Consider the following 26,740-nt stretch of genomic DNA (forward strand, 5'->3'; position numbering starts at 1 on the left):
CACACCGCGTCGCACCGGACACGCGCCGCTGCAAGAGGAGACACATCATGCTCGCATGGATCGGCGCGACCGCGATCGTCGCGCTGTTCGGCCTGATCATCACGAAGCGGCTGTCGCCGCTCGTCGCGCTGATCGTCGTGCCGGTGGCCGCGTCGCTCGCGGCCGGCTGCGGACTCTCGACCGGCAAGTTCATCGTGCAGGGCGTGCAGAATATCGGCCCCATCGCCGGGATGTTCGTTTTTGCGATTCTTTTTTTCGGTATCCTCACCGATGCGGGGATGCTCGACCCGATCATCGCGGGCGTGCTGCGCGTGATCGGCTGCCATCCGCCGCGCATCGTGACGGGCTCGGCGCTGCTCGCGCTGCTGATCCATCTGGACGGCTCGGGCGCCGTCACGTTTCTCGTCACGCTGCCCGCGATGATGCCGCTCTACACACGGCTCGGCATGGACCGGCGGATCCTCGCGTGCGTCGCGTCGATGGCGGCCGGCGTCAACTTCCTGCCGTGGGTCGGGCCGATGCTGCGCGCGTCGGCGGCCTTGCACATTCCCGGTTCGGCAATCTTCATGCCGATGATCCCGGTGCAGATCGTCGGGCTCGCGTTCGTGTTCGGCACCGCCTACGTCCTCGGCGTGCGCGAGGCGAAGCGGCTCGGGCTCGATCGCGCCGGCGCGGCATCGCTCGCGATCGCGCCGCGCGAGCTGACCGACGCCGAACGCGCGCTGCGCCGGCCCGGCCGTTTCCGGATCAATCTGTCGCTGACGCTCGTCGTGCTCGGCACGCTCGTGTCGGGCATCGTCGACCCGATGGTGATGTTCATGCTCGGCACGGTGGCCGCGCTCGTCATCAACTATCCGGACGTGCAGGCGCAGCGCGAGCGGATCGACGCGCATGCGAAGGCCGCGCTGATGATGGCGAGCGTGCTGCTCGCGGCCGGCGCGTTCACCGGGATCATGTCCGGCACCGGGATGCTCAAGGCAATGGCCGATGTCGTCGTCGCGCACGTTCCGGTCGAGCATGCGCGCCACATGCCGTTCGTGCTCGGCCTGCTGTCGATGCCGCTCAGCCTGCTGTTCGATCCCGACTCGTTCTACTTCGGCGTGCTGCCGGTGCTCGCGGAAAGCGCGAAGCTGCTCGGCGTGCCGCCGATCCAGATGGCGCAGGCCGCGCTGCTCGGCCAGATGACGACCGGTTTTCCGGTCAGTCCGCTCACGCCAGCGACGTTCCTGATCGTCGGCCTGACCGGCGTCGAGCTGGCCGAGCACCAGAAATTCACGATTCCGTTCCTGTTCGCCGCCACCGTGCTGATGGTCTTCGCCGCCGTCGCGACGGGCGTGTTTCCGTTGTGAGCGTCCGCGTATCCGTCGGGCCGGCCGCCACCGAGAAGGCCGCTCCGAAACCCGGCGTTGTCTCGCGCGCGGCGCGCCGCTCACGTTTTCCTGGAGGGCAATCCATGCAGTTCGACCTGACCGACGACCAGCGCGCGATCGAAAGCGCGATCGAGAAAATCTGCGAGCGCTTCGGCGACGACTACTGGCTCGAACGCGATCGCGCGGGCGGGTTTCCGTCCGACTTTCACGCGGCGCTCGCCGAGGCCGGCTGGCTCGGCATCGCGATGGACCCGGCCCACGGCGGCGCCGGGCTCGGGATGACCGAGGCTGCGCTGATGATGCGCACGATCAGCGCGTCGGGTGCCGGCCTGTCGGGCGCATCGGCTGTCCACATGAACATCTTCGGGCTGAACCCGGTGCAGGTGTTCGGCAACGACGCGCAGAAGGCGCGCTTCCTGCCGCCGCTGATCGCCGGACGCGACAAGGCCTGCTTCGCGGTGACCGAGCCCGATGCCGGACTCGACACGACGCATCTGGCCACGCAGGCGCGTCGCGACGGCGACCACTACGTGCTGAGCGGCCGCAAGATCTGGATTTCGACCGCGCAGGTCGCGAACAAGATGCTGATCATCGCGCGCACGACGCCGCTCGACCAGGTCGCGAAGCCAACCGACGGCTTGAGCCTTTTCTATACTGACCTCGACCGTTCGTGCGTCGAGGTGCGCGAGATCGAGAAAATGGGCCGCAAGGCCGTCGATTCGAACATGCTGTTCATCGACAACCTGCGCGTGCCGCGCGACGACCTGATCGGCAACGAGGGCGACGGTTTCCGCTACCTGCTGCACGGGTTGAACCCCGAGCGGATCCTGATCGCCGCCGAGGCGATCGGCCTCGGTCAGGCCGCGCTGCGGCGCGCAACGCAGTATGCGTGCGAACGCGTCGTATTCGGCCGGCCGATCGGGCAGAACCAGTCGATCCAGCATCCGCTCGCGCAGGCATGGATGCAGCTCGAGGCCGCGTGGCTGATGGTGATGAAAGCCGCGACGCGCTACGACGCGGGGCAGTCGTGCGGCGCGGAGGCGAACGCCGCGAAGTACCTCGGCGCGGAAGCCGCGTTCCAGGCGTGCCAGACGGCGATCGCGACGCACGGCGGGATGGGCTATGCGAAGGAATACCACGTCGAGCGCTACCTGCGCGAGTGTATGATTCCGAGGCTCGCGCCCGTGAGTCCGCAACTGATCCTGTGCTACATCGCGGAGAAGGTGCTCGGGCTGCCGAAGTCGTACTGACGCGCGGCGGCCCGCCCGGCGCGCGATTTCCCGTTCCGAATCAAGCGCTCGTCATGGACGTCAAACTCGTTGCCCGCACGCTCGACCTGTTCGAGCTGTTCGCCGCCGAACGGCGGCCGCTGCCGCTCACCGAACTCGCGCGCCTGCTCAACGTGCCGGCGTCGAGCTGCCTGGCGATGGCGCGCACGCTCGTGAGCCGCGGCTATCTGTACGAGGTGCGCAAGCGCGGCGGCTACTATCCGACGCGACGCCTGCAGACGATCGCCGCGGCGATCGATGCGCCCGATCCCGTCGTCGACATCGTGCATCCGCATCTCGTCGCGCTGCGCGACGCGAGCCGCGAGACGGCCGTGCTCGGCAAGATCCAGGGCGCGTCGGTCACGTATCTCGACGTCGTCGAGTCCGAGCAGGCGATCCGCTACACGCGCCAGCCGGGCGAGCTGCGTCCGCTGCATGCGAACTCGATCGGCAAGGCGATCTTCGCGGAGCTCGCGAGCGACGCGCAGCAGGCGCTCGGCGCGCAGCTGTCGTTCGAACGCTTCACCGATGCGACGGTGGCCGACCTGCCGGCGCTCGTCGCGCAGACGGCACGGTTTCGCGAACTCGGCTGGGCCGAGAACCTCGGCGAGAGCGCGCCCGAGCTGTCGGCGATCGCGGTCGCGCTGACGCTCGACGGCGACTGGTACGGGCTGTCGGTCGTCGGGCCGACCGAGCGGATCCGCCAGCATCGCGACATGCATGCGGCGCTGCTGGTCGACGCAAAGGCGCGGCTGCTGGCGGAGCAGGGGCGGGGCTAGCAAAAAACGCGAAGCAGGGCGGAGGCGGTTTCGGCGGCCGTTCGCCGCGATGCCGGGCGGCATCCGGGAACGGCCGTGGCGCGTCACGCGCCGGCGGTGCGCCGCGGCGTCATGACTTCACCCACACGCCGCCCGCGCTCGGGTTGTCGCCCTGCGTCCACCATTTCGCGCAGTATTTCGCGCCCTGGTACGTGACGCACGTGCCGCCCTGGTACGCGGTCGTAGCCGACCACACGGGCGTGCCGCCGCCGACCGGCTTCCATACCGCTGCCTGGCCGGGCACGTCGCCCTGCGTCCACCATTGCGCCTGGTACGTCGTTCCCTGGTAGGTCACCGTCGCGCCTGCCGTATAGACCTGGCCGGCCGACCAAGGCGCGCCGGGTTGCGGCGTTCCGCCGTTCGAGCCGCCGCCGTAGTTCGGATCCTGCGTGACGCCCGTGCCCCACTTGCCGTCGAGTTTCCGGAAGATCGATGCGAACGCGTATGGCTGCTGCGCGATACCCGAGCAGGTCGGCGCCACATATGCGCCGTCGTTCGGGCAAGGCTGATCGCGGCCGACCGACCAGTTGCCGAAGAAACCGTAGCCGTTGCCGATCGCCGCATTCAACACGCTCTGCGCATTCGCGAGCGTGAAGGTTTCGCCCTGCACGTCGTTCATCCCGATCATCGGTGTGACGCCCACCATCTGCCACAGTTGCGCGCCCGTTTTCGGCTGGCCCGCCGACTTGAACGCGGTATCGAGCTGCGTATAGAGCGCTTGCGCGGCGCTGATCGCGGCCGCGCCCATGTCGATGTTCGTGGGGCCGTAGTCCATCGTCATCAGGTTCACCGCGTCGAACGCAACCTTGTTCGCGATTGCCGCGGCGACCACGTTCACGCCATCCTGTGTGAGCCCGGTCGGCATCGTCGGCAGCGTCAGCGTGACGTGCAGCGGCTTGCCTTTTGCCGCGTAGTCGGACTGCAGTTGCGCGACGGCCTGGAAGTTGCGGGCAACGGCGGCACTGTCCTGCTGCGATGCGCCCTCGATGTCGAAATCGACATGCGTGAGGCCGTAGGTGTCGATCACGGTCTGATAGGCCGTCTTCAGCGCGGGGACGCTCGAGCATGCCTGCATCAGCGGTGTGCCGTTCGCACCGCCGAACGAGACGGCAATCTCGCCGCCTTTCGCGCGATAGCTCGCGATCGACGCCGACAGCGACGCGAGCAGGTCGCCGCTCGCGCCGTTGCCGATCGGCTGCACGCCGCCCCAGGATGGCGCGCAGCCGCTGCCCGCGACCACGAACGCGAGCGTGAACTGCTGGATGCCCTGCTGGACGCCGATCCGGTCGACGAGCGGCGTCGGGTAGAGCGTCACGTCGACGAAGGGCGCATAGACACCGGCGCCGTGGGACACGCTCGCCATGGCGAGCAGGCAGCCCGCGGCGAGCGCGCGCGGGTTGAATCGCGGCAACACGTTGTTGTTCATTGTGTTCTCCAAGTGGAAGAAGGATACGCTGGCCCGCGTATCGCCGCCGGGCGGGCGATCGGGTATGCCCAGCCGGTGGCGTGCTCATCTTGGAGGATTCGTGCCGAATCGTGAATACTTAGGTGTTCTTTTCGTTATTCGATTCTCGACACGTAACGATCTTGCCGATTCGATCGCATATCGAAACGCGAAGCGGGCGATTTTTCCGCCTGGTTTCGGCCGGATGGTCAACCGCGCGTTGCGCAGCGACGCTCAACGATACCAGCGCGGCGTGTAGACCCACTCACGCCCGTCGCCGATGGCGAAACGCCGCGTCGTCGACGAGCCGACGATCACCATCGTGCGCATGTCCACCTGATCGCTGCGCAGCGCGCCGAGCGTCGTCGTCGTGAGCGTCGCGCCGGGCCGGCCGATATCGCGGCCGAGCACGACGACCGTGTCGGCCGCGCGATGCGCGCGCACCGCATCGAGCGCACGGTCGAGCTGCCACGGCCGTGCACGCGAGATCGGGTTGTAGAACGCCATCACGAGATCGGCTTGCGCCGCGTGCCGCAGGCGCGTCTCGATCACGTCCCACGGCTTCAGGTTGTCCGACAGCGAGATCGCGCAGAAATCGTGGCCGAGCGGCGCGCCGGCCTGCGCGGCGGTCGCGAGCGATGCCGATACGCCCGGTTCGACGCGCAGTTCGACCGCGGCCCATCGCGGGTCGCGTGCTTCGTCGAGCGCTTCGAGCACGGCCGCGGCCATCGCGAACACACCCGGGTCACCCGACGAGACGACCGCGACGCGCCGGCCTTGGGCCGCCAGTTCGAACGCATGGCGCGCGCGCTGCATTTCCTCGCGATTGTCCGTGCCGTGGACGCGCTGGTCCGCGCGGAACGGGCCGGCCATCGTCACGTAGGTCGTATAGCCGAGGATGTCGGTGGCTTGCGCGAGCGCGGTGCGCGCGGCGGGCGTGAGCCACGCCGCATCGCCCGGGCCGAGGCCGAGCACCGTCAGGCGGCCGCGTGCACGGCCGAGCGTCGCGGGATCGACGGGTTGCGTCGCGACCGCGCACGCGAGGCCGTCGGACGTTGCGCGCAGCGTGTGCGCCACGCGCAACGTCGAACCCAGCAGGGCAGCAGCATCGGCGCCTTCGTCGCCTTCGTCGCCGTCGACTTCGGAGAAGCGCAACGGCACGCCCAGCGTCCGTGCCGCCGCTTCGACGCGCGCATCGCCGAGCAACGACGCCGGGGCGACCAATGCGGCGAGCGCCAGCCGCGCGAGTCCGTGCGTATCGAGCAGCGCGTCGATGCGCCCGGCAAGCGATGGCGACGCATCGGCCTGCACGCCGCGTGCCGCGATGCCGACCACCACGCTGCGCGGATGGATCACGAGTTCGTCACGCGCGCCGCGCCACGCATCGGGCGTCACGCGGATCGCATGCGCGGCCGCGTCGTCACGCGGCAGCGCGACGTCGTCGAGCCAGGGCGCCGCGCCGTCGATGCGCGTCGCCGCACCCGCGAGCAAATCGGACACGAAACGCTTGCCTTGCTGGAGATCGGCGAGCGCATAGCCGTCGGGCGGGTTGAGCACACACGCGCCGAAGCGCAGCTCGCCGCTCGTCGTGATCGCGGGCGCGACGCCGAGGCATTCGGCGATTTCGCGCGCGATCACGTTGACGCCCGTCAGCCCGCCGAGCAGCGGCACGACGGCCGAACCGTCTTCCGCGACCGCGAGCACCGGCGGCTCGACACCCTTGTCGGCCAGCGCCGGCGCGACGCAACGGATCACGATGCCGGCCGCGCACAGCGCGACGATCGGCAGGCCGCGCGCGTAAAGCTCGCGCAGGTGCGCGCCGAGTTCGTCGAACGGCACGTCGGCCTCGACGCGCGACGCGAGCCCGTGCACGACTGCGCCCGGATAACGCGCCTGGATGCGCCGCGCGGTATCGAGTGCGCCCGCGCCGAGAATCACGATTGCGGGCGGAGTCGTCATCCTTGCCATTTTTCCCCCGGCACGACGAGCAGCGAGAAGTACGGCGACGCCATCGGATCGACTTCGTCGAGCGGCACGATGCGCTGCGCCGCCATCGTCGCGCGCTCGACGTACAGCGCGCGCTTCGCGAGCCCCAGTTCGTCGAGCACGCGCCGCACCTTGTCGAAGTTGCGGCCGAGCTTCATCACGACGGCCGCGTCGGCCTGCGCGAGCCGCGCGCGCAATTCGTCCGCCGGCAGCACGCCGGACAGCACCGACAGGCTCTGGTTGCGATAGACGAGCGGCTGGCCGAGCACGGCCGTGCCGCCGAGCATCGCGCACACGCCCGGGATCACTTCGGTGTCATAGCGCGGTGCGAGGCGATCGTGCAGGTACATGTACGACCCGTAAAAGAACGGATCGCCTTCGCAGATCACCGCGACGTCGCGCCCGGCGTCGAGATGCGACGCGACGATCTCGGCGGCGGTGTCGTAGAAATCGGCGATCACGGTCTCGTAGCAGAGCGGCGGCGGCAGCGCCTCGGTCGTCACCGGATAGACGAGCGGCAGTTGCGTCTGCGCATCGAGCAGGTGCGCCTCGACGATCCCGTAGGCATTGCCTTTCTTGCCCTTCGCGACGAAATACGCGACCACCGGCGCCGCCTGCAGCACGCGCAGCGCCTTGATCGTCATCAGTTCGGGGTCGCCGGGGCCGACGCCGACCCCGAACAGGCGTCCGCGCGGGGCCGTCATTCTGCCTCCGTCGCGAGTGCGTTGACGGCTGCTGCGGCCATCGCGCTGCCACCGCGGCGGCCGAGCAGCGCGACGTACGGCACGCCGCGACTGTCGGCGTCGAGTGCCGCCTTGGATTCGGCGGCGCCGATGAAGCCGACCGGAAAGCCGAGGATCAACGCGGGGCGCGGCGCACCGGCGTCGATCATGTCGAGCAGGTGGAACAGCGCGGTCGGCGCATTGCCGATCACGACGACGCTGCCGGCCAGATGCGGGCGCCACAGTTCGAGCGCCGCGGCCGAGCGCGTGTTGCCGAGATGCCGCGCAAGGTCGGGGACTTCCGGTTCGCCGAGCGTGCAGATCACGCGATTGCCGGCCGGCAGCCGCGCGCGCGTGATGCCTTCGGCGACCATGCGCGCGTCGCACAGGATCGGCGCGCCGGCCGTGAGCGCCGCGCGGCCCGCCGTGCCGGCGCCGGCCGAGAAGCGCAGGTCGTAGGCCACGTCGACCATCCCGCACGCGTGGATCACGCGCACTGCAAGCTTCTCGAGATCGGGTGGAACCTGCGACAGGTCGGCCTCGGCGCGGATCGTCGCGAACGACTGGCGGTAGATTTCCTGCCCGTCGCGAATATAGTCAAGCATCGGTGGTGTCCTGGCTGTGCCGCGCGCCCGTCAGTCGGTCCGCGGCCTGGTCAATCGTCAGATGGCGCGCGAGCGGGGCGCCGAGGCCCGCGGCGGCGTCGCGCCGGTAAAGGTCGTAGCGTCCGGGCGCGACCGCGACGAGGGTATGCATCGCGGGATGCGGCAGCGCGCAGTGGCGCTCGCAGCCGGTCAGGTGCACGTCGACCGGATGGCCGACGCGCGCGGCCAGCGCGAGCGCATCGTGCTTCGTATCGGCGCGCGACTTCGCGCAGCCCGCGCTGCCGGTGCAGGCGACCAGCGCCGCCAGCGGGTCGGACGTCGTGCACACGAGGCCGATCGACGCGAGCGCGTCGAGCACGGCTGGCGCGCGTTCGTGCCGCACGCCGTGCACGAACACGCCTTGCCACGGGGTCATCGACAGCGTGCCGTCGCCTTCCGCGTCGGCGAGTGCCGCAAGCTGGTCCAGTTGTGTTGCGTCGAACCGGCCGAGCACGAACTGCGCGCCGACGCTGCAGCGATCCGCATCGCGCGACGGCCTTGCACCGAAACGCAGCGCGGCGTCCGCATGCTTGCGCCGCCAGCCGGCCAGTGCCGGATCGGCTTCGAGCGGGAAGGGCGCGTAATCCTGCGCGCGCGCGCGCAATGCGCATGCGCCGCCGGTCGCGAGCAAAGCACGCATCCGCGTGACGTCGGCCGGTGCGAGATCGAGGAACGCGAGCAGCAGTGCGCGAACGAGCGCGACGGTCTGGTCCGGCGCGACGTCGAACGAAGCGGACGGATCACCGGGCGCGACCGGCGGGCAGCCTGCCAGGCCCGCGGCGATGCGGACCGCACCGTCGCCTCGACGCCACGCGGCGAGCCAGATGTCGTGCGGATGATCGAGCGCCGCGACCGATTCGCCGCCGTCGAGCTGGATCGAGAATTTCGGCGACACCTCGCCGCGGCGCGGCTCGTGCGTCAGCATGTCGAGCAACGGCAGCGCGAGAGCGCGGCTGTCGAGCAGTGCGTCGGGATCGCGCCCCGCGAGCGGGCTGAGCATCAGGTTGCGGACGTCGTCGCGCGCGGCGAGCGCGGCCCGGTCGTCGGCGGCATCGCCGGCGCGCGCGCGCGGGCCCAGGCCCGCGTCGAGCAATGCGTCGGCCAGCGTATCGGCCGCGCCGTCGCGGATGCCGCGCAACTGGAGATTCGCGCGATTGGTCGCGTCGATCGCGCCGGAGCCGCAGGCGCGCGCGGCGGCGGCGATCGCACGCGCCTGCCGCGCGTCGAGCCGGCCGCCCGGCAGCTTGATCCGGCACAGCCCGCCGTCGGCGGCCGCGACGACGCGCACGAGCCCCGGGCAAGCCGACGGGCGCACGGCGGGCGACGCAGGAATAGAATCGGGGGCGGAACTCAACGGGATACCGGGGCAGTGTCACGCCGCGGCCAACGTATCGGTACACCCCGCCCGACGCCGACTGGCACGCACGCACTTTCATGCCGGCAGGTCTCCTGGCTGACAGGTCGGCGCCGGCTCCCGGCCTTCCCGGTGAAACCAGTGGCATGAGGGGGGAGATCGGCTCGCTGTCTACAGTTGCGGGGGCAGCCACAGCGGCGCGGTGCGCGCCCTGTGTTCCCTCTTCGGCCCCGAAGGGCACCGGCGAACGAACGGCCGTAGGATACCCGATTTCACCGGCGCTTCGCGACCGCCGAGCGGGCTTCGTGGCCGAAGCGAAATGCGGCCCGGCGTCGGCGGCCCCGCAGATGAAACGCGCGCTGGAACACGGTACCATGCCGACTTTCGCAATGCGGACAGCTGCACCGGCGCCATCACGGCCGCCGTGCGGCGACTCGATGGAACCGGACGATAGGGATGGGTGCATGACGGCGTGGCTGACGGTAGTGGGCATCGGCGACGACGGCTACGCGGGGCTCGGGCGTAGCGCACGGCGCGCGCTGCTCGAAGCGACGCAGGTCGTCGGCGCGAAGCGGCACCTCGACATGCTGCCCGCGCGGCTGCGGGCCGAACGCACCGCGTGGCCGTCGCCGTTCGACCTGTCGGGCCTGCTCGCGCGGCGCGGTTCGCCCGTCTGCGTGCTGGCGAGCGGCGACCCGATGCTGTTCGGCGTCGGCGCGACACTCGCGCGCGAACTATCTCCCGACGAATGGCGCGTGCTGCCCGCACCGTCATCGCTGTCGCTGGCGGCCGCGCGGCTCGGCTGGGCGTTGCAGGACGTCGGCGCGGTGTCGCTCGTCGGCCGGCCGCTCGCGACGCTCGCGCGCCATCTGCTGCCGGGCCGGCGCCTGTTCGTGCTGAGCGCCGACGGCCGCACGCCGGCCACGGTCGCGGCCGAACTCGCCGCGCGCGGCTTCGGTCCGACGCGCATCAGCGTGTTCGAACACCTCGGGGGGCCGCTCGAACGGCGCATCGACGGTCTCGCGCAAGACTGGAACATCGACGAAACCGCCGCGCTCAATCTCATCGCGCTCGACTGCCAGGCCGGCCCCGATGCGCCGCGCCGAGCACTCACGCCAGGCCTGCCCGACGACGCGTACCGCCACGACGGCCAGCTCACCAAGCGCGACATGCGCGCGCTGACGCTCGGACGCCTCGCGCCCGCACCCGGCGAACTGCTGTGGGACGTCGGCGCGGGTAGCGGCTCGATCGGCATCGAGTGGATGCGCGCGCATCCGTCGTGCCAGTCGATCGCGATCGAGTCGCATGCGGAGCGGCAGCGCTTCATCGAGCACAATCGCGACGCGCTCGGCGTGCCGGGCCTGCAACTCGTCGCGGGGCGCGCGCCCGCTGCGCTTGCCGGGCTTGCGACGCCCGACGCGATCTTCATCGGCGGTGGCGCGACCGCGCCCGGCGTGCTCGCCGCGTGCTGGTCGGCGCTGAAGCCCGGTGGCCGGCTCGTCGCGAACGCGGTCACGCTGCAGGGCGAGCTGGCGCTCGCCGCGTGGCGCGATATTCACGGCGGCACGCTCACGCGCGTGTCGCTCGCGCACGCCGAACCACTCGGCCGCTTCGACACGTGGCGGCAGCCGTTGCCCGTCACGCTGTACGACGTGCGCAAACCCGATTCCACGGCAACGGATCTCGCGGACCCCACGTGATGCGCGACGAAACCCCCGAACAACCGGCGCCGCTGCGCTTCGGCTATACGACCGGCAGTTGCGCGACCGCGACGTCGCTCGCGGCCGCGCGCCTGCTGCTCGCGGGGGGCGCGATCGACGCCGTCGAGATCGTGCTGCCGAAGGGGCAGCACGTGATGATGCGGCTTGCGTTCTGCAGGACGACTGCCGACGGCGCGGAAGCCGGCACGATCAAGGATGCCGGCGACGATCCGGACGTCACGCACGGTGCGCTGGTCTTCGCGCGCGTCGCGCTCGCGGCGGTGCCCGGCGTGCGCTTTCACGCGGGGCCGGGTGTCGGCACCGTCACGCGCGCCGGACTCACGCTGCCGGTCGGCGAACCGGCGATCAATCCCGTGCCGCGCCAGATGATGACCACGCACCTCGACGCGCTCGCGGCCGAATTCGCCTACGCAGGCGGCTTCGACGTGACGATCGGCGTCGAGGGCGGCGAGGCGCTCGCGCTGAAGACGATGAACCCGCGTCTGGGCATCGTCGGCGGATTGTCGATCCTCGGCACGACCGGCATCGTGCGGCCGTTCTCGTGCTCGGCGTACATCGCGTCGATCCACCAGGGCATCGACGTCGCGCGCGCGAACGGGATCGCGCACATCGCCGCGTGCACCGGCAACGCGAGCGAGGATGCGATGCGCGCGCACTACGGCCTGCCCGACATGGCGCTGATCGAAATGGGCGATTTCGCCGGCGCGGTGCTCAAGCACCTGCGCCGCGCGCCGGTCGCCCGCCTGTCGATGTGCGGCGGGTTCGGCAAGCTCAGCAAGCTTGCGGCAGGCCATCTCGACCTGCACAGCCGCCATTCGAGCATCGACCTGCCACTGCTTGCACAGTGGGCGGCCGAGGCGGGCGCGAGCGCAGCGCTGCAGGCCGCGATGCGCACGGCGAACACCAGCCAGGAAGCGCTGAAGCTCGCGCAGGCCGACGCCGTGCCGCTCGGCGACATCGTCTGCGCGCATGCGCTGCGGGTCGCGCGCGACATCGTGCCGCCATCGGTCTCGGTCGAGATGTTCGCGATCGACCGGCAGGGCCGCTTCGTCGGGACCGCTCGATGAGCGCGCGCATCCTGCTGCTCGGCGGCACGGGCGACGCGCTGAAGATCGCACGCGCGCTCGGCCCGCGGCACGTCTACAGCCTCGCGGGCCTCGGCAAGGTGCCCGACGACTTGCGCTGCGAAGTGCGCGTCGGCGGCTTCGGCGGAGCGGCTGGGCTCGCCGCGTACCTGCATGGCGCCGGCATCGGCCTCGTGATCGACGCGACGCATCCGTATGCCGCGCGAATCAGCGCGAATGCGGCGGTCGCCGCGCGCGACGCGGGCGTGCCGCTGTGGGCGCTGCGACGCGCGCCGTGGGCGCCGCAACCCGGCGACGACTGGAGGATGGTCGACGACTGGGCCGGCATCGAGGCCGCGCTCGCGCCGTTCCGGCGGCCGCTGTTCACGGTCGGCCGCGAACCGCTCGCGCATCTCGACGAGATTCCGCCGCACCAGTTCTGGCTGGTGCGCTGCCTCGATGCGCATCCCGGTAACGCACGCGCGCAGGTCCTCGCCGCGCGCGGGCCGTTCACGCTCGACGGCGAGCGCGCGCTGTTCGCGCTCGCGGGCATCGACGTCGTCGTCAGCAAGAACAGCGGCGGCGCCGCGACCGAGGCCAAGCTCGACGTCGCGCGTGAACGCAGGCTTCCGGTCGTGATGCTGCGCCGGCCGACGCTGCCCGACGCCGATCGCGTGTTCGACTCGGCCGCCGCGCTGCTCGATGCGCTCGACCCGGCCGCGCGCGCGTGATGCCGCGCGACCGGCTGCCCCATGAATTGACGGAGATTTTTCGATGACGGTGTATTTCATCGGCGCGGGCCCCGGCGACCCGGAGCTGATCACGGTGAAGGGCCAGCGTCTCGTGCGCACGTGCCCGGTGATTCTCTACGCAGGCTCGCTCGTGCCGCCGGCCGTGCTCGACGGTCATCGCGCGGAGCAGGTCGTCAATACGGCCGAGCTCGACCTCGATGCGATCGTCGCGCTGCTCGCCGATGCGCACGCGAAAGGCCAGGACGTCGCGCGCGTGCATTCGGGCGATCCGTCGCTGTACGGCGCGATCGGGGAACAGATCCGCCGGTTGAAAGCGCTCGGGATTCCGTATGAAATCGTGCCCGGCGTGACGGCCACGGCCGCGTGCGCGGCGACGCTCGGCGTCGAGTTGACGCTGCCCGGTGTCGCGCAGACGGTGATCCTCACGCGCTTCGCGGGCAAGACGACGATGCCGGAAGGCGAAGCGCTCGGCGCGCTCGCCGCGCATCGCGCGACGCTCGCGATCCATCTCGGCGTGCGGCATCTCGCGCGGATCGTCGACGAAGTGCTGCCGCATTACGGGCCCGCGTGCCCGGTCGCGGTGATTTACCGTGCGAGCTGGCCCGACGAGGAACGCGTGACCGGCACGCTGGCCGACATCGTCGGCAAGGTGCAGGGCACGCGGATCGAGCGCACCGCGCTGATCCTGATCGGGCGCGTGCTCGATGCGGAAGGGTTTGCGGATTCGACGCTGTATGCGAGCGGCAGTTGATTGCGCGCACACGGAACGCAAGGCACTTCGCATTTCGCGGCATCGCGACGACGGCTTTTCTCGCGAGCCGGCCCGCTGATCAACGCCCTCGGTCGAACGGCGCCAACCGTGCAATCCGGCGTGACTGAGCAACAACGGGCAACCGCGCGAAGGCCACGATCCGGGTCAACGCCTTCACGCGCAGCGTCCGACCGGCGCCAAGTCTGCGCTAAGCCCGCGCAACACGCCGCGCAAACTGCGGCGCGAACCCCGCCGCCAGCGCGAACAGCACGACGCACAGGCAAGCCATCGCGAGCCACGCGGGCGACAGATCCGCGAGATGCTGGCGCACGATGCCCGCCGCGAACGGAAACAGCCCCGCGATCAGATAGCCGATGCCCTGCACGAACCCCGTCAACGACGCCGCATCGGCCGGGGTCGCCGCATGATCGACCGTGACGATCAGCGACAACGGAAACAGCGCGCCGATACCGGCCCCCATCAGCAGCGCAGCCGGCAACGCAAGTGCCTCCGGCGCGGCCAGCATCACCAGCAACCCCGCGAGCAGCGACGCGATCGCCGCGTGCAGCGCGGGCCGGCGATCGGGCAGGCGGTCGATCGTCGCCGAGATCGCCAGCCCCGCGACGACTTCGGCGAGCGTTACGCCGCCGAGCAGGCTGCCGGCCGCGGTCGGCGACCAGCCGAGCCGCATGTAGTATGGCGGCAGCCATGCCAGCACGAGGGTATAGGCGCCCGTCGCGATCCCGAAGAACATCGCGAGCCGCCACGCGCGCGGCGAGCGCGACGGCCGCGCCTGCACCATCGACCCCGACGTCGGCCCGGACACCAGCGCATCGCCGCCACGGCTGGCCAGCGGCCACGCGAGCGCCGCGACCGCGGCCGGCAGCGCCCAGCCCGCGAGCGCGACCAGCCAGCCCCAGCGGGCCGCGGCCAACGGCGCGACGACGCTCGCGAGCACCGCACCGCCCATGATCGACGTCGAATAGACGCCCATCGCTCCGCCGATCCGCGTCGCGAAATGCGCCTTCACGAATCCCGGCAGCAACGCCTGCACCATCGCGATTCCGAGGCCCGCGCAGCATGCACTCGCGAGCAGCAGCCACGCGTGCTGCGCGCCGATTCGCGACGCGCACGCGAAGCCGATCAGCGCGACGCCCAGCCAGACGCCGCCCGTGATCCCCGTCACGCGCTGCAGCCGGCGCGCGCTCAGCGCGCCCAGCCCCATCAGCAGGATCGGGATCGTGGTCAGCAGGCTCGCCGCGCCGTCGCCGATGCCGGTCGCGCGCTGGATCATGTCGAGCAGCGGACCGATCGCGGCCAACGCCGGCCGCAGGTTCAGTCCGACCAGCACGATCGCGGCAAGCCGCCATCCGGGGGAAGTGAAGCGATTCATGGAGTGGCCCTCACTATCGGTGCACGACACCTCCGTCAGAGGGCCGCGCGTTTTCATGTAAAGTATCTCGATATCAAGATAAATGCGGATTTATCTCGACGTCAAGATAACTGGTGAGCCGAGGAGGGTTAATGGATCGAGCCGCGCATGCGCTCGCGCAATGGCGCATCGAGCGTCCGGATCTGGATGCGTCGTCGATGCTCGTGATGGGACGGCTGCAGGAGGCCGCGCTGGTGGTCGCACGCGACGGCCTCAATCCGTTGTTCGCGCGCTACGGGATGCAGCCGGGCGAATTCGACGTGCTGGCGACGCTGCGGCGCAGCGGCGCGCCGTTCGCGCTGACGCCGACTGCGCTGTACGACGCGCTGATGATGTCGTCGGGCGGGATGACCGCGCGCATCGACCGGCTGCAGAAGGCCGGTTGGGTCGAGCGCCGGCCGAACCCGGCCGACGGCCGCGGCACGCTCGTCGCGCTGACCGACGCCGGCCGCGCGTTGATCGACGATGCGGTGGTCGCGCACGTCGACAATCAGCGCGCGATGCTGGCCGCGCTGTCGGAGGCGGAGCAGGCACAACTTTCGGCGTTGCTGGAAAAGCTGCTGGCGGGATTGGGGGAAGCGGCGTCGGCGTCGGCCGAAAAATAGCGCCGCCGAATCGTCACGTCGAATGAACGCAGCGGGCGGAAAACGAAAACACCGAAAGGAAGCGGAAGAATTGCCCGCCGCGCGATGCGGCGGGCCACGCAGAGCGCGTCCGCAGGGTGCGCCCGCTGCGCGGCTCAGCCGCGTGCCGGGATGTTGAGCCCGCGCGCGACGGCCGGACGCGCGACGAACGCATCGAGCGCTCGCGCGACATGCTTGAATTCGGCGAAGCCGACCAGGTCGCCCGCTTCGTAGAAGCCGACGAGGTTACGCACCCACGGGAAGATCGCGATGTCGGCGATCGTGTACGTGTCGCCCATCATCCACTTGCGGTTCGCGAGATGCGCGTCGAGCACGGCGAGCAGACGCTTCGATTCGGCGACGTAGCGGTCGCGCGGACGCTTGTCTTCGTAATCGCGGCCCGCGAACTTGTGGAAGAAGCCGACCTGGCCGAACATCGGGCCGATGCCGCCCATCTGGAACATCACCCACTGGATCGTCTCGTACCGGCCCGCGGGATCCTTCGGGATCAACTGGCCCGTCTTGTCCGCGAGATAGATCAGGATCGCGCCGGATTCGAACAGCGGCAGCGGCCGGCCGTCGGGGCCGTTCGGATCGATGATCGCGGGGATCTTGTTGTTCGGGTTCAGCGACAGGAATTCGGGCGACAGCTGGTCGTCGGTGTCGAAGCGCACGAGGTGCGGCTCGTACGGCAGGCCGGTTTCCTCGAGCATGATCGACACCTTGACGCCGTTCGGCGTCGGCAGCGAATACAGCTGCAGACGGTCGGGATGCTGGGCAGGCCATTTCTTCGTGATCGGGAAGGCGGACAGATCGGGCATGGAGATTCGCTCGTCAATGTGGAGGATCCGCGCTCCGCCGTCCTGCCGCGCATCGCTTACCGCCCGTGCCACCGCGGCAGCAACGGGACGAGCACTTCGACAGGCGGGCGGGGCGCGCCGAAAACGCCCACTGTAGCCGATCCCCGCGATCGCTGCAGACGGCGGCCGCGAGCCGTGCCCGGGCGCCGCCGCACGCGCATCGCGTCGCTGCGTCGTCAGAAGTTGTGCCGCAGCCCGAGCATCGCTGCGGTCGTGCCGACCCCGGGTGCGACCGGCTGCCCGTACACGAGCATCTGGTCCATCGTGCCGCGGTTGTTCACGTGGCCGACCTGCGCATACACCATCGTCCGCTTCGACAGGCTGTAGTCGGCCGTGAGCACGACGGCCGTCGACCGGTTCTCGGCGCGGTTGCGGTCCTTCAGGTAGTACACGGCCGAGGCGACCTGCAGCGCGGGCGTGAAGCGATAGCCGACGCCGGCCGACAGCATGTCGAGGTTCACCTTGTCCGCATGCGACGGATTCCGGCCGTTGCCGTACGACGCCGACACCGAGAAATCGCGGATCGTGTATCTCGCGCCGACGTAGACGAAGCGGTTGTTGTCGACGCCGGTCGGCGCGACACCCGGCGCCGGATTCGTGTCGTGGCCGTTGTAGTACACGGCCGACGCATTGAGCCCGTCGTTCGAATACCGCAGCACGACCGACTCGCGCGTGCCGCCCTGGAACTGCCCGGCGACGCCGCCGGGCGCGTATTCGAGCGCGATCGACGCGCCCGCGAACGTCGGCGACTGATAGACGAGCGCGTTGCTGTCGTACAGCGCGCCGATCGCGCCGTTGGTGCTCGTCCCGGGCCAGCCGGCCGCGGTGTTCAGGCCGAGCCACGCGGTCAGCACGCTGCCGAAGAACTGCGCGTTGCGCACGTCGGTGTCGGCCATCGCGTAGATCATCGGCACGATCTGGCGGCCGGCCGTGAATGTGCCGAACGGCCCCGACACGCCGAGCGACGCAACCTGGTTGAAGATCGCGGTGGCGCCGGGCGTGTCGCTCAGCTGCATCCTGCCGGTGCCGCTGTCGAACGAACCCTGCAGCTTGAAGTTGACCTTGTAGCCGCCGCCCAGGTCCTCGCTGCCCTTGATGCCCCAGAAGCTCGAATAGATGCCGCCGTCCTTCATGCGGAACACCTTGCCGGTGTTCGGCGCATTCGGGCTGAACGACGCGGCCGACGTGCTCTGGTACAGCAGGCCCGTGTCGACCACGCCGTACAGCGTGACGGAGGATTGCGCATGCGCGAGCGCCGAACAGCCGGCAAGCGCCGCGAGCGCGGCCAGTTTCGTCTTCATCGAAGTCTCCAGGATCGTAATGGACCGCACGGGATCGAGCCCGTGCGGGTGAAGCGGGGGAAGCATCGAGGCAGGCGGGAAGGCGCGTGATGCGACGCCGGTGCGAGCCGTGCGGAAAGGTTACGCAACGGCGCGCGGCCGCTCCCCCCCATGCACGGGGGGCAGGGTTGCGGAGAATCGAAGGGCGGCCGGCAGCGAGGCTGCTGTCAACGGCAGGGCCAGGCCGCTACAGAGGTGTTCAGGCGGCGTTCAAGGCGCGCTTTCGAGCAATCCGAGCACCAGCGCGCGGCGCACCGCGTGCTTGCGCGAACTGGCGTCGAGCTTGCCGAACAGGTTCTTCAGGTGCCACTTCACGGTTTCCTCGCCGACGGCGAGCGCCACCGCGATCTCCTTGTTCGAGAGGTTGCGCGCGAGCAGTTCGAGAATCGCGCGCTCCTTGGGCGTCAGCACGACGCTCGGCACCGCGCGCGGGCTTGCCGGGCCGCGCGGCGCGGGCGGCACGATGCGCGGCTGCGGCTGCGCGGGCCGCACGGGCCCATCGCCGGCGGGCGCCTCGTCGCCGATGCGGCGCGCCCAGTCGGCGACGGCCGGATGCAAGTCGGCGAGCGTGCGCGTGAGGCCGAACATGTCCGCGAGGTTCATCGCCTCGTCGAGCAGCGCCCGGCCGCCGTGCCCGGACTGGTCGAGCGCGAACGCGCTGAGCGCCATGATCTCGATGCGCTCGCGTCCCATGCTCATCTCGCGCGCCAGCACGGCGGCTTCGTCGAGCGCCGCGCACGCATCGTCCCAGCGGCGCGCGGCCAGCGCGGCACCCGCGTGCGCCGTCGCCTGCAGCAGCACGACGGGACGCCGCCACAGCGGCCCGTGCGACGGAAACTCGGCCGCGGCGATCGCATCGATCCGTTCAACGAGCGCATGGCAGGTCGCCTCGCGATAGCGCGCCGCGTGAATGCGCACCTGCTCGGCGAGACTCGCGACCGACAGGCGCGGCAGCCGGCGCGCGACACCCATTGCGTCGAGCGCCTCGAGCAGGTCGATCGCGCGATGCTCGACGCCGCGCAGCAGCGCGATGCGCGCGGCGGTGCGATAGCCGAGCAGCACGGTATCGGGCGTGCCCGTGTGTTCGAGCACGTCGAGCCGGTTCGCGAGCAGCGCGGCGGCCTGGTCGACGCGGTCGGCCTCGTACGCGATCGCCGCGCACATCGCCGCGAGCATGCAGGTCAGCGGATGGCGGCGCCCGAGATCGGCTTCCGCGCGCGCCAGCGCCGGCGACAGTGCATCGTCCGCGAGCCGGATCTGGCCTTCGCGCAGGTAGCTCAGGCCCGTGATCAGCTCGCCCCAGCGCGCGACGTAGCCGAACCCGGCCGCCGTCTCGCCGCGCGGCGCGGCCTGCTGGAAACGGCGCGCCTGCGCCGGTTCGCCGACGATGATCGCGCGCGCCGACAGCCGGTTCGCGTGCATCTGCGCGAGCCACGTCGCCGCCGGCGGCGTGAAGTCGGCCCACGGTTCGAACAGTTCGACGAAGCGATCGATTTCATCGGCGTAATACGCGGCCGCGCTGAGGATCAGCGCGCATTCGTAGCGCATCGCGGCCGGCGTGCCGGGGTCGGCCAGGATGCCCGCGATCTGGCGCTGCGCCTCGACATGGCGCTCGCCGAGCGCCAGCGCCCAGGCGACCGCGATCCGCAGCGTCGGGCGCTTGTCGAGTTCCGCGGCGGGCAGCAGCGCGAGCCAGTCGAGCACGTCGTTGATGCGGCCCTGCTTGATCGCGTCCTCGAGACAGCGCTGCGCAAGCGCGTATGCCGTGCCGAACTGGCCGGCCGCATACGCATGGCGCGCGGCTTCCTCCGTCATCCCGTGCGCGTCGAGCCACGCGGCCGCGCGTGCGTGCAGCGCGCTGCGCTCGGCGTCCGGGCTCGCCGCGAGGCGGTCGCGCAACGTATCGCGCACGAGCGGATGCAGCCGGCACCAGTCGGAATCGTCCGACGCGATGAACAGCGGCGTGTCGCGCGCGAGCCGCGCGAGCCGGTCGGGGGCGTCTGCGTCGTCGAGCAGCGCGGCGCACAGCGACGGATGCAGGCGGTCGGCGACGCTCGTGCGCGTGAGGAACGCGGTGTCGTCGGCCGACAAATTCGCGAGCAGCAGCTCGACGAGCCGGTCGCGGGTGCCGTCCATCCGTGCGGCAAGCGCGTCGACGGCCTGTCGCGGATCGGCCGAGCGTGCCATCGCGGCCATCGCGAGCTGCAGCCCGAGCGGCCAGCCGTCGACACGTTCGAACAGGCGCGCGCACGCATCGGCGTCGACCCGCTGCGCAAAGCGCGCGCCGACCAGCGCGATCGTCTCGTCGAGCGTGAAGCGCAGCCAGTCGGGGCCCGCGAGCGTGCATTGCCCGCCGGCGAGCAGATCGCCGGCCGCGTGATCGAGCCCGCGCCGGGCCGCGACGACCACCCGCAGGTTCTGCGGCGCGTTGTGCAGCACATAGGTCAGCGCGTCGAGGCCGGCGGGTGGCAGCCGCTCCGCGTCGTCGACGATCAGCAGCGCGTCGATCGACAGTTGCGCGACTTCGGCCAGCCACGCGGTCAGCCCCTCCAGCGCGCGGGCGGCACCGTCCGGAATCAGGCGCCCGAAGCCGGGCCGCGCGCAACCGGTGCGCACCGCCTGCACGAGCCCCTGCAGCAGGCGCGGTGCGTCGTCGCGCTCGTCGGCGGACAGCCACACGACGGCGCGGCCCAGCGCAAGGGATTCGCGGCGCCATTGGGCGAGCAGCGAGGTCTTGCCGTAGCCGGCCGGCGCCTGCACGAGCGTGACGGGCCGCGCGTCGAACGCCGGCGCGGCAAGGCTCAGCCGCGCACGCGCGAGCAACTGCGCCGGCACGCGCGGCGCGGTCGTCTTCAGCACGAGTTCGGTGGGGGGCGCGTCGGCGCGATCGGGTGGGTGGGCCATCGGGGCAGGAGTGGGAATCCGGCGATGCCGTGCGGGCCAGCGTCCGGGGTGGGCGTGGGGGAAGGATCGACCGAACCGCGTTCGCGCGTCAATCCCCCCCGCGACGAGTGGGGCCGCACCGCCGTCCGGTCGATAGCATGGGTTCCGATGCGTGACGAACGCAACCGACGAATGCAACGAGGAGGGACCATGAACATCGTATCGACCGGCGCGCGACGCAGCGCACCGAGTGCCGGATAAGCGGAGCGGCACGATGTATCGCCATCTGCTCGTGACGGTCGACGGCGTGCCCGGCGGCATCGATGCGATCGGCCATGCGCTCGAACTGGCGCGTGCGGTCGGTGCGCGGGTCACGTTCGTGCTGTCCGCCGCCGCGCCGGACTCGCGTTTATCCGGAGCGCGGATGCCGGAACACGGTGCGAAAGTGGAAGCCGCCGCACGGGCGCAGGGCCTGTCCCATGCGATCGCGGTGGCCGGCGACACCTCACCCGCCACGCTCGCCGGCGAGCTCGGCTGCGACCTGATCGGCGTCGCGGCGCTGCCGCATGATTGCGGCGCCGCCGCAGCCGCGCAACGGCGGGTGCTGCTGGCGACGAGCGGCGTACCGGTGCTCGTGTGCCCGGCGCGGCGTGCGCCGGCCGAGGCACGCGTGATGGCCCGCTGTCTCGCGGCACATCGCGCGCTCGGCGAGCGGCTGCAGGCACTGACGATGGCGAGCGAGGACCCGGACGTGGCCAGGCGGCCGACCGCCGACGCGCACGGCCCGCTGGCGGCGCTGGCATCCCTCGCGGCGCTGCAGAACACGCGCTTCGGCGCGTCCGCCGAAGCACGACTGTTCGCGGCATTGCGCATGCGGGCGGAGAGCACCGCGGCCGAACTCGACGAGCTCGACCGCCAGCGGCGCCGCGATGCGCACGCACTCGACGCGCTGGCGCGGCTCGCCGCCGACGGGTTGCCGTCGGCCGCGTTCGATGCCGCGCTCGCCGACTACGCGCGCGGCGCGTTCGAGCAGATGGGCCGCATGGAAGGCGTGATTTTCCCGGCCGCGCGGCGCTACCTGGGCGACGCCGACTGGAACGAACTGGACACGCCCCCGGCGAGCGGCGCAGCCGCGACGCCGCCGGGCGCGGACGAACCCGACGATGCGTGACGCGCATCCGACTGAATACTTACGGAGAACAAGATGGCACATGCAGTGCGATTCCACGAAACCGGCGGCCCCGACGTGCTGCGCTGGGAAGCGGTCGAAGTCGGCGAGCCGGGCGCCGGGCAGGTTCGCCTGCGGCACGAGGCCGTCGGCCTGAATTTCGCCGACACGTATTTCCGCAGCGGCCTGTACCCGGTTCCGCTGCCGGCGGGCATCGGCGTCGAGGCGGCCGGTGTTGTCGAGGCCGTCGGCCCCGGCGTGACGAACGTCGCCGTCGGCGATCGCGTGACCTACACGGGCTTCCTCAACACGCTCGGCGCGTACAGCACCGAACGGCTGATTCCGGCCGCGCCCCTCGTGAAGCTGCCCGCCGGCATCGCATGCGAAACGGCTGCCGCGATGACGATGCGCGGGCTGACGTCGGCCTACCTGCTGCGCCGCATCCACGCGTTCGCGCCGGGCGACACGATCCTGCTGCATGCGGCCGCGGGCGGCGTCGGGCTGATCGTGTCGCAATGGGCGAAGCTGCTCGGGCTCACGGTGATCGGCACCGTGTCGAGCGAACACAAGGCCGCGGTCGCCCGCGCACACGGCTGCGACCACACGATCGACTACAGCCGCGAAGACGTCGCGAAACGCGTGCGCGAACTGACGGACGGCGTCGGCGTCGACGTCGTGTTCGACAGCGTCGGCCGCGACACCTTCGAAGGCTCGCTCGATTCGCTGAAGCGGCGCGGGCTGATGGTCTGCGTCGGCACCGCGTCGGGCCCGATCCCGCCGTTCGACCCGCAGCGCCTCGCGATGAAGGGCTCGCTGTACCTGACGCGTCCGGCGCTGGCCGACTACATTGCCGATCCGGCCGAGAAGAACGACCTGGCCGGCGAACTGTTCGCGCACGTCGCGGCCGGCCGCATCAAGATCGAGATCAACCAGCGCTATGCGCTGCAGGACGCCGCGCAGGCGCACCGCGATCTCGAATCACGCAAGACGACCGGTTCGTCGGTGTTCATCGTCTGAGGAGACGCGCATGCGAGTCGAACCCCTGACCTGCGCGATCGGCGCGGAACTGCTGGACGTGAGCCTCTCCGACGCCGTGCACGACGACGGCCTGTTCGCCGAGATCCGCGTGCAGCTGCTGCGTCATCGCGTGCTGTTCCTGCGCGACCAGGACATCACGCGCGCCGAGCACGTCGCGTTCGCGCGGCGTTTCGGCGAGCTCGAGGATCATCCGGTCGCCGGCAGCGATCCCGAGCACCCGGGGCTCGTGCGGATCTACAAGTCGCCCGACCAGCCGAACGACCGCTACGAGAATGCGTGGCACAGCGATGCGAGCTGGCGCGTGGCGCCGCCGCTCGGCTGCGTGCTGCGTTGCGTCGAGGGTCCGCCGGTTGGCGGCGACACGATGTGGGCGAACATGGTGCTCGCGTACGAGCGCCTGCCGGAGTACGTGAAGCAGCAGATCGACGACTTGCGCGCGCGCCACAGCATCGAGGCGAGCTTCGGCGCGGCGATGCCGATCGACAAGCGCCTCGCGCTGAAGGCGCAGTACCCGGACGCCGAGCATCCGGTCGTGCGCACGCATCCCGAAACCGGCGAGAAGGTGCTGTACGTGAATGCGTTCACGACGCACTTCACGAACTTCCACACACCCGCTCGCGTGCGTGTCGGGCAGGACGCGAATCCCGGCGCTGGCCAGCTGCTGCAGTACCTGATCAGCCAGGCCTATATCCCCGAATACCAGGTGCGCTGGCGCTGGAAGAAGAACAGCGTCGCGATCTGGGACAACCGCAGCACGCAGCATTACGCGGTGATGGACTACCCGCCGTGCGTGCGCAGGATGGAGCGCGCGGGCATCGTCGGCGACGTGCCGTTCTGAGCGCGCCCGCACCGTAACCGATCCGCAACGACGCAACAACGCGCCGGGCCGCCCGCCCGGCGCGACGGGATACGCACGCCCGTACACCCCGAACACAACGATTCCATCTGGAGGACGACATGCAATTTCTCGACGATTCGCTGCACCCGGAAAACCAGGACAAGGTAGTCATCACGGTCGCGCCGTACGGCCCCGAATGGATGCCCGCGGACTTTCCGGAAGACATTCCGGTGACGATGGACGAGCACGTGCAGAAGGCCGTCGACTGCTACAACGCGGGCGCGACGGTGCTGCACCTGCACGTGCGCGAGCTCGACGGCAAGGGCAGCAAGCGGCTGTCGAAATTCAACGAGCTGCTCGGCCGGCTGCGCGAGGCGGTGCCCGACATGATCCTGCAGGTCGGCGGCTCGATCTCGTTCGCGCCGGAAGGCGACGGCGCGGAAGCGAAATGGCTGTCCGACGACACGCGCCACATGCTCGCCGAGCTGACGCCGAAGCCCGACCAGGTGACGGTCGCGATCAACACCGTGCAGATGAACATCACCGAGCTGATGAACCGCAAGGACATCGCCGGCACGTCGCTGAACGAAGCCGCGTTATGGGACGCGTACCGCGAGATGACCGTGCCGGCCGGCCCCGGCTGGGTCGACGAGCACCTGCGCCGGCTGCAGGCGGCCGGCATCCAGCCGCATTTCCAGCTCACCGGCATGCACGCGCTGGAAACGCTCGAACGGATCATCCGCCGCGGCGTCTATCGCGGCCCGCTGAACGTCACGTGGGTCGGCATCGGTGGCGGTTTCGACGGCCCGAACCCGTACAACTTCATGGAATTCGTGCGGCGCTGCCCGGACGGCGCGTGCATCACGCTCGAATCGCTGATGAAGAACGTGCTGCCGATCAACACGGTCGCGATGGCGCTGGGGCTGCATCCGCGCTGCGGGATCGAGGACACGATCATCGACCAGAAGGGCAACCGGATGACGTCGGTGCAGCAGGTCGAGCAGTGCGTGCGGATCGCGCGCGAACTCGGCCGCGACATCGCGACCGGCAAGGAGGCGAAGGCGATCTACCGGATCGGCGTGCAGTACGACGGCGTCGACGAGACGCTCGCGCAGCTCGGGATGACGCCGAACCGCCGGCCGGGCCAGGTGAACGTGCCGCTGCGCGCGGCCTGACGCACCGCGCATCCGGGTGGCGCGCCAGCGCCGCCCGCCGATCGATGTGGCGCGGCACCCACCCTCGCGCGGTGCGCGAGGCAAGCTCCGACGAACGGAGCGGGGCCGCGCAAGCCGCGCCGGCGCATTGCCGCACCGGTGCCGGAGGAGACACGCATGCTGATTCATCACGTCGAGCCGTCGCTGCAGGACGTGGCGGCCACCGGGCGGCGCGCGCCGGCCTATGCCTGGCTCGTATTCGGGCTGACCGTCGGTCTGCTGCTGTCGGACTACATGTCGCGGCAGGTGCTCAATGCCGTGTTTCCGCTGCTGAAGCACGCGTGGGGACTGTCGGACACGCAGCTCGGGTCGCTGTCGGGCGTCGTCGCGCTGCTCGTCGGGCTGTTGACGTTTCCGCTGTCGGTGCTCGCCGACCGCTTCGGCCGCGTACGCAGCATCGTGCTGATGGCCGCGCTGTGGAGCGTCGCGACGCTCGGATGCGCGCTGTCGACCAACTACGCCGAAATGCTCGTGGCGCGCGGGCTCGTCGGCCTCGGCGAAGCCGCGTACGGCAGCGTCGGCGTCGCGCTGATCCTCAGCATCTTTCCGGCGCGCCTGCGCGCGACGCTGACCGGCGCGTTCATGGCCGGCGGCGCGTTCGGCTCCGTGTTCGGGATGGCGCTCGGCGGCCTCGTCGGCGCGCATCTCGGCTGGCGCTGGTCGTTCGGCGTGATGGCGGCGCTCGGCATCGTGCTGCTCGTCGCGTATCGCTGCGTCGTGACCGAACGGCGGCTCGCCGCTTATCGCATCGAACCGTGCAGGCGTGACGCCAGCGCGCCGCGCGACCTGCGCGGCAGCGTGCGCGCGCTGATGTCGGGGTTGTTCGCATCCCGTTCGGTGATCTGCGCGTACGTCGGCAGCGGGCTGCACCTGTTCGTGCCCGGCGCGCTGTTCGCCTGGTTGCCGAGCTACCTGAACCGCTATTACGCGATGGCGCCGGACCGCGCCGCCGTGCTTGCGGCCGGCTTCGTGCTGCTGTCGGGCGTCGGGATGGTCGGCTGCGGGATCGTCACCGACCGCGTCGGCAAGACCGACGGCAAGCGCAAGTGGCTGACCGCGATCGCGTATTGCATGCTGACGGGAGTGTGCCTCGCGGTCGCGTTCCGGCTGCCGCCCGGGCCACTGCAACTCGCACTGATCTGCGCGGGCATGCTGGTCGGCGCGGGTGCGTCGGGCGCATCGGGCGCGATGGTCGCGAACCTCACGCCGGCCGCGATCCACGCATCGGCGTTCGCGACGCTCACGCTCGCCAACAACCTGCTCGGCATGGCGCCGGGCCCGCTGCTGACGGGGTGGGTCGCCGATCGCACCGGCCTCGTCGGCGCATTGCAATGGATTCCCGCCGTGCCGCTCGCGGCCGCCGTGCTGTTCGCGATCGGACGCGCGAGCTACGCGGCCGATATCGCGCGCGTCGAACGCGAACGGCGCGCGTCACACCTTTCCTGAACCG

22 protein-coding genes and 1 riboswitch are annotated in these 26,740 nt (G+C 70.6%); of the genes, 13 read left to right on the forward strand and 9 right to left on the reverse strand.

The window, feature by feature from the left end; genetic code table 11:
* The first annotated feature begins 47 nt into the window (after positions 1-47).
* The 3 genes from DIE11_RS18505 to DIE11_RS18515 all read left to right on the forward strand — a co-directional run bounded on the left by DIE11_RS18505 (position 48) and on the right by DIE11_RS18515 (position 3,417).
* Positions 48-1,349, forward strand: coding sequence for a CitMHS family transporter (locus DIE11_RS18505; protein ID WP_124626197.1), 1,302 nt, complete (start codon positions 48-50; stop codon positions 1,347-1,349).
* A 104-nt stretch (positions 1,350-1,453) separates the two neighbouring features.
* Positions 1,454-2,620, forward strand: a complete 1,167-nt coding sequence (locus DIE11_RS18510; RefSeq protein WP_124626199.1) for an acyl-CoA dehydrogenase family protein — start codon at positions 1,454-1,456, stop codon at positions 2,618-2,620.
* Between the two features lie 53 nt (positions 2,621-2,673).
* A complete protein-coding gene (locus DIE11_RS18515) occupies positions 2,674-3,417 on the forward strand; it encodes an IclR family transcriptional regulator (protein WP_124626201.1) in 744 nt (247 codons plus the stop codon).
* A 109-nt stretch (positions 3,418-3,526) separates the two neighbouring features.
* On the opposite strand, the gene DIE11_RS18520 is transcribed toward DIE11_RS18515, so the two are convergent.
* The 5 genes from DIE11_RS18520 to cobG all read right to left on the reverse strand — a co-directional run bounded on the left by DIE11_RS18520 (position 3,527) and on the right by cobG (position 9,567).
* Positions 3,527-4,882 carry a chitinase gene (locus DIE11_RS18520; protein ID WP_185633784.1) on the reverse strand — a complete coding sequence of 452 codons (1,356 nt, stop codon included), beginning with the start codon at positions 4,880-4,882 and terminating at the stop codon, positions 3,527-3,529.
* Positions 4,883-5,134: 252 nt separating this feature from the next.
* Positions 5,135-6,859, reverse strand: coding sequence for a precorrin-3B C(17)-methyltransferase (gene cobJ / locus DIE11_RS18525; RefSeq protein WP_124626205.1), 1,725 nt, complete (start codon positions 6,857-6,859; stop codon positions 5,135-5,137).
* A complete protein-coding gene (locus tag DIE11_RS18530; RefSeq protein ID WP_124626206.1) occupies positions 6,856-7,590 on the reverse strand; it encodes a precorrin-2 C(20)-methyltransferase in 735 nt (244 codons plus the stop codon). Before DIE11_RS18530 ends, cobJ begins: the two co-directional genes overlap by 4 nt.
* Complete coding sequence (locus DIE11_RS18535) at positions 7,587-8,213, reverse strand: precorrin-8X methylmutase (RefSeq protein ID WP_069225680.1); 627 nt, start codon at positions 8,211-8,213, stop codon at positions 7,587-7,589. The genes DIE11_RS18530 and DIE11_RS18535 overlap by 4 nt, the downstream gene beginning before the upstream one ends.
* Complete coding sequence (cobG, locus tag DIE11_RS18540; RefSeq protein ID WP_124626281.1) at positions 8,206-9,567, reverse strand: precorrin-3B synthase; 1,362 nt, start codon at positions 9,565-9,567, stop codon at positions 8,206-8,208. The genes DIE11_RS18535 and cobG overlap by 8 nt, the downstream gene beginning before the upstream one ends.
* Positions 9,568-9,673: 106 nt before the next feature.
* Positions 9,674-9,866, reverse strand: a riboswitch (cobalamin riboswitch).
* A 204-nt stretch (positions 9,867-10,070) separates the two neighbouring features.
* On the opposite strand from cobG, the gene cbiE reads away from it, so the two are divergent.
* The 4 genes from cbiE to cobM are packed head-to-tail and all read left to right on the forward strand — an operon-like array spanning position 10,071 to position 13,894.
* The gene (gene cbiE, locus DIE11_RS18545) at positions 10,071-11,306 is read left to right on the forward strand and encodes a precorrin-6y C5,15-methyltransferase (decarboxylating) subunit CbiE (RefSeq protein WP_124626208.1); all 1,236 of its coding nucleotides are present in this window, start codon (positions 10,071-10,073) and stop codon (positions 11,304-11,306) included.
* A complete protein-coding gene (locus DIE11_RS18550; RefSeq protein ID WP_124626210.1) occupies positions 11,306-12,394 on the forward strand; it encodes a cobalt-precorrin-5B (C(1))-methyltransferase in 1,089 nt (362 codons plus the stop codon). The genes cbiE and DIE11_RS18550 overlap by 1 nt, the downstream gene beginning before the upstream one ends.
* Positions 12,391-13,122: a cobalt-precorrin-6A reductase gene (locus DIE11_RS18555; protein ID WP_124626211.1), complete on the forward strand. Its 732-nt coding sequence runs from the start codon at positions 12,391-12,393 to the stop codon at positions 13,120-13,122. The genes DIE11_RS18550 and DIE11_RS18555 overlap by 4 nt, the downstream gene beginning before the upstream one ends.
* A 43-nt stretch (positions 13,123-13,165) precedes the next feature.
* Positions 13,166-13,894 (forward strand): precorrin-4 C(11)-methyltransferase, encoded by a 729-nt coding sequence (gene cobM / locus DIE11_RS18560; protein WP_124626214.1) that lies wholly within the window; start codon positions 13,166-13,168, stop codon positions 13,892-13,894.
* A gap of 208 nt (positions 13,895-14,102) precedes the next feature.
* On the opposite strand, the gene DIE11_RS18565 is transcribed toward cobM, so the two are convergent.
* Complete coding sequence (locus DIE11_RS18565) at positions 14,103-15,287, reverse strand: MFS transporter (RefSeq protein ID WP_124626216.1); 1,185 nt, start codon at positions 15,285-15,287, stop codon at positions 14,103-14,105.
* Between the two features lie 131 nt (positions 15,288-15,418).
* Here DIE11_RS18565 and DIE11_RS18570 point away from each other — a divergent pair, with 131 nt between their 5' ends.
* Complete coding sequence (locus DIE11_RS18570; protein WP_124626218.1) at positions 15,419-15,931, forward strand: MarR family winged helix-turn-helix transcriptional regulator; 513 nt, start codon at positions 15,419-15,421, stop codon at positions 15,929-15,931.
* Positions 15,932-16,065: 134 nt separating this feature from the next.
* On the opposite strand, the gene DIE11_RS18575 is transcribed toward DIE11_RS18570, so the two are convergent.
* The 3 genes from DIE11_RS18575 to DIE11_RS18585 form a co-directional block, all read right to left on the reverse strand.
* Positions 16,066-16,770 (reverse strand): glutathione S-transferase N-terminal domain-containing protein, encoded by a 705-nt coding sequence (locus DIE11_RS18575; protein ID WP_059606798.1) that lies wholly within the window; start codon positions 16,768-16,770, stop codon positions 16,066-16,068.
* A gap of 215 nt (positions 16,771-16,985) precedes the next feature.
* A complete protein-coding gene (locus DIE11_RS18580; protein WP_059606799.1) occupies positions 16,986-18,110 on the reverse strand; it encodes a porin in 1,125 nt (374 codons plus the stop codon).
* Between the two features lie 249 nt (positions 18,111-18,359).
* A complete protein-coding gene (locus DIE11_RS18585; protein ID WP_124626220.1) occupies positions 18,360-21,053 on the reverse strand; it encodes a LuxR C-terminal-related transcriptional regulator in 2,694 nt (897 codons plus the stop codon).
* Between the two features lie 253 nt (positions 21,054-21,306).
* On the opposite strand from DIE11_RS18585, the gene DIE11_RS18590 reads away from it, so the two are divergent.
* The 5 genes from DIE11_RS18590 (at position 21,307) to DIE11_RS18610 (ending at position 26,736) form a co-directional block, all read left to right on the forward strand.
* Entirely contained in the window at positions 21,307-22,203 is an 897-nt protein-coding gene (locus DIE11_RS18590; RefSeq protein ID WP_124626222.1) for a universal stress protein, read from the forward strand.
* A 33-nt stretch (positions 22,204-22,236) separates the two neighbouring features.
* Positions 22,237-23,217 (forward strand): quinone oxidoreductase, encoded by a 981-nt coding sequence (locus DIE11_RS18595; protein WP_059606806.1) that lies wholly within the window; start codon positions 22,237-22,239, stop codon positions 23,215-23,217.
* Between the two features lie 10 nt (positions 23,218-23,227).
* Positions 23,228-24,076, forward strand: a complete 849-nt coding sequence (locus DIE11_RS18600) for a TauD/TfdA family dioxygenase (protein WP_124626224.1) — start codon at positions 23,228-23,230, stop codon at positions 24,074-24,076.
* A gap of 119 nt (positions 24,077-24,195) precedes the next feature.
* Entirely contained in the window at positions 24,196-25,251 is a 1,056-nt protein-coding gene (locus DIE11_RS18605) for a 3-keto-5-aminohexanoate cleavage protein (RefSeq protein WP_124626226.1), read from the forward strand.
* A gap of 156 nt (positions 25,252-25,407) precedes the next feature.
* Positions 25,408-26,736 (forward strand): MFS transporter, encoded by a 1,329-nt coding sequence (locus DIE11_RS18610; RefSeq protein ID WP_124626228.1) that lies wholly within the window; start codon positions 25,408-25,410, stop codon positions 26,734-26,736.
* Positions 26,737-26,740 lie beyond the last annotated feature (4 nt).

This window comes from Burkholderia sp. Bp9012, assembly GCF_003853825.1.
Lineage (GTDB): Bacteria > Pseudomonadota > Gammaproteobacteria > Burkholderiales > Burkholderiaceae > Burkholderia > Burkholderia diffusa.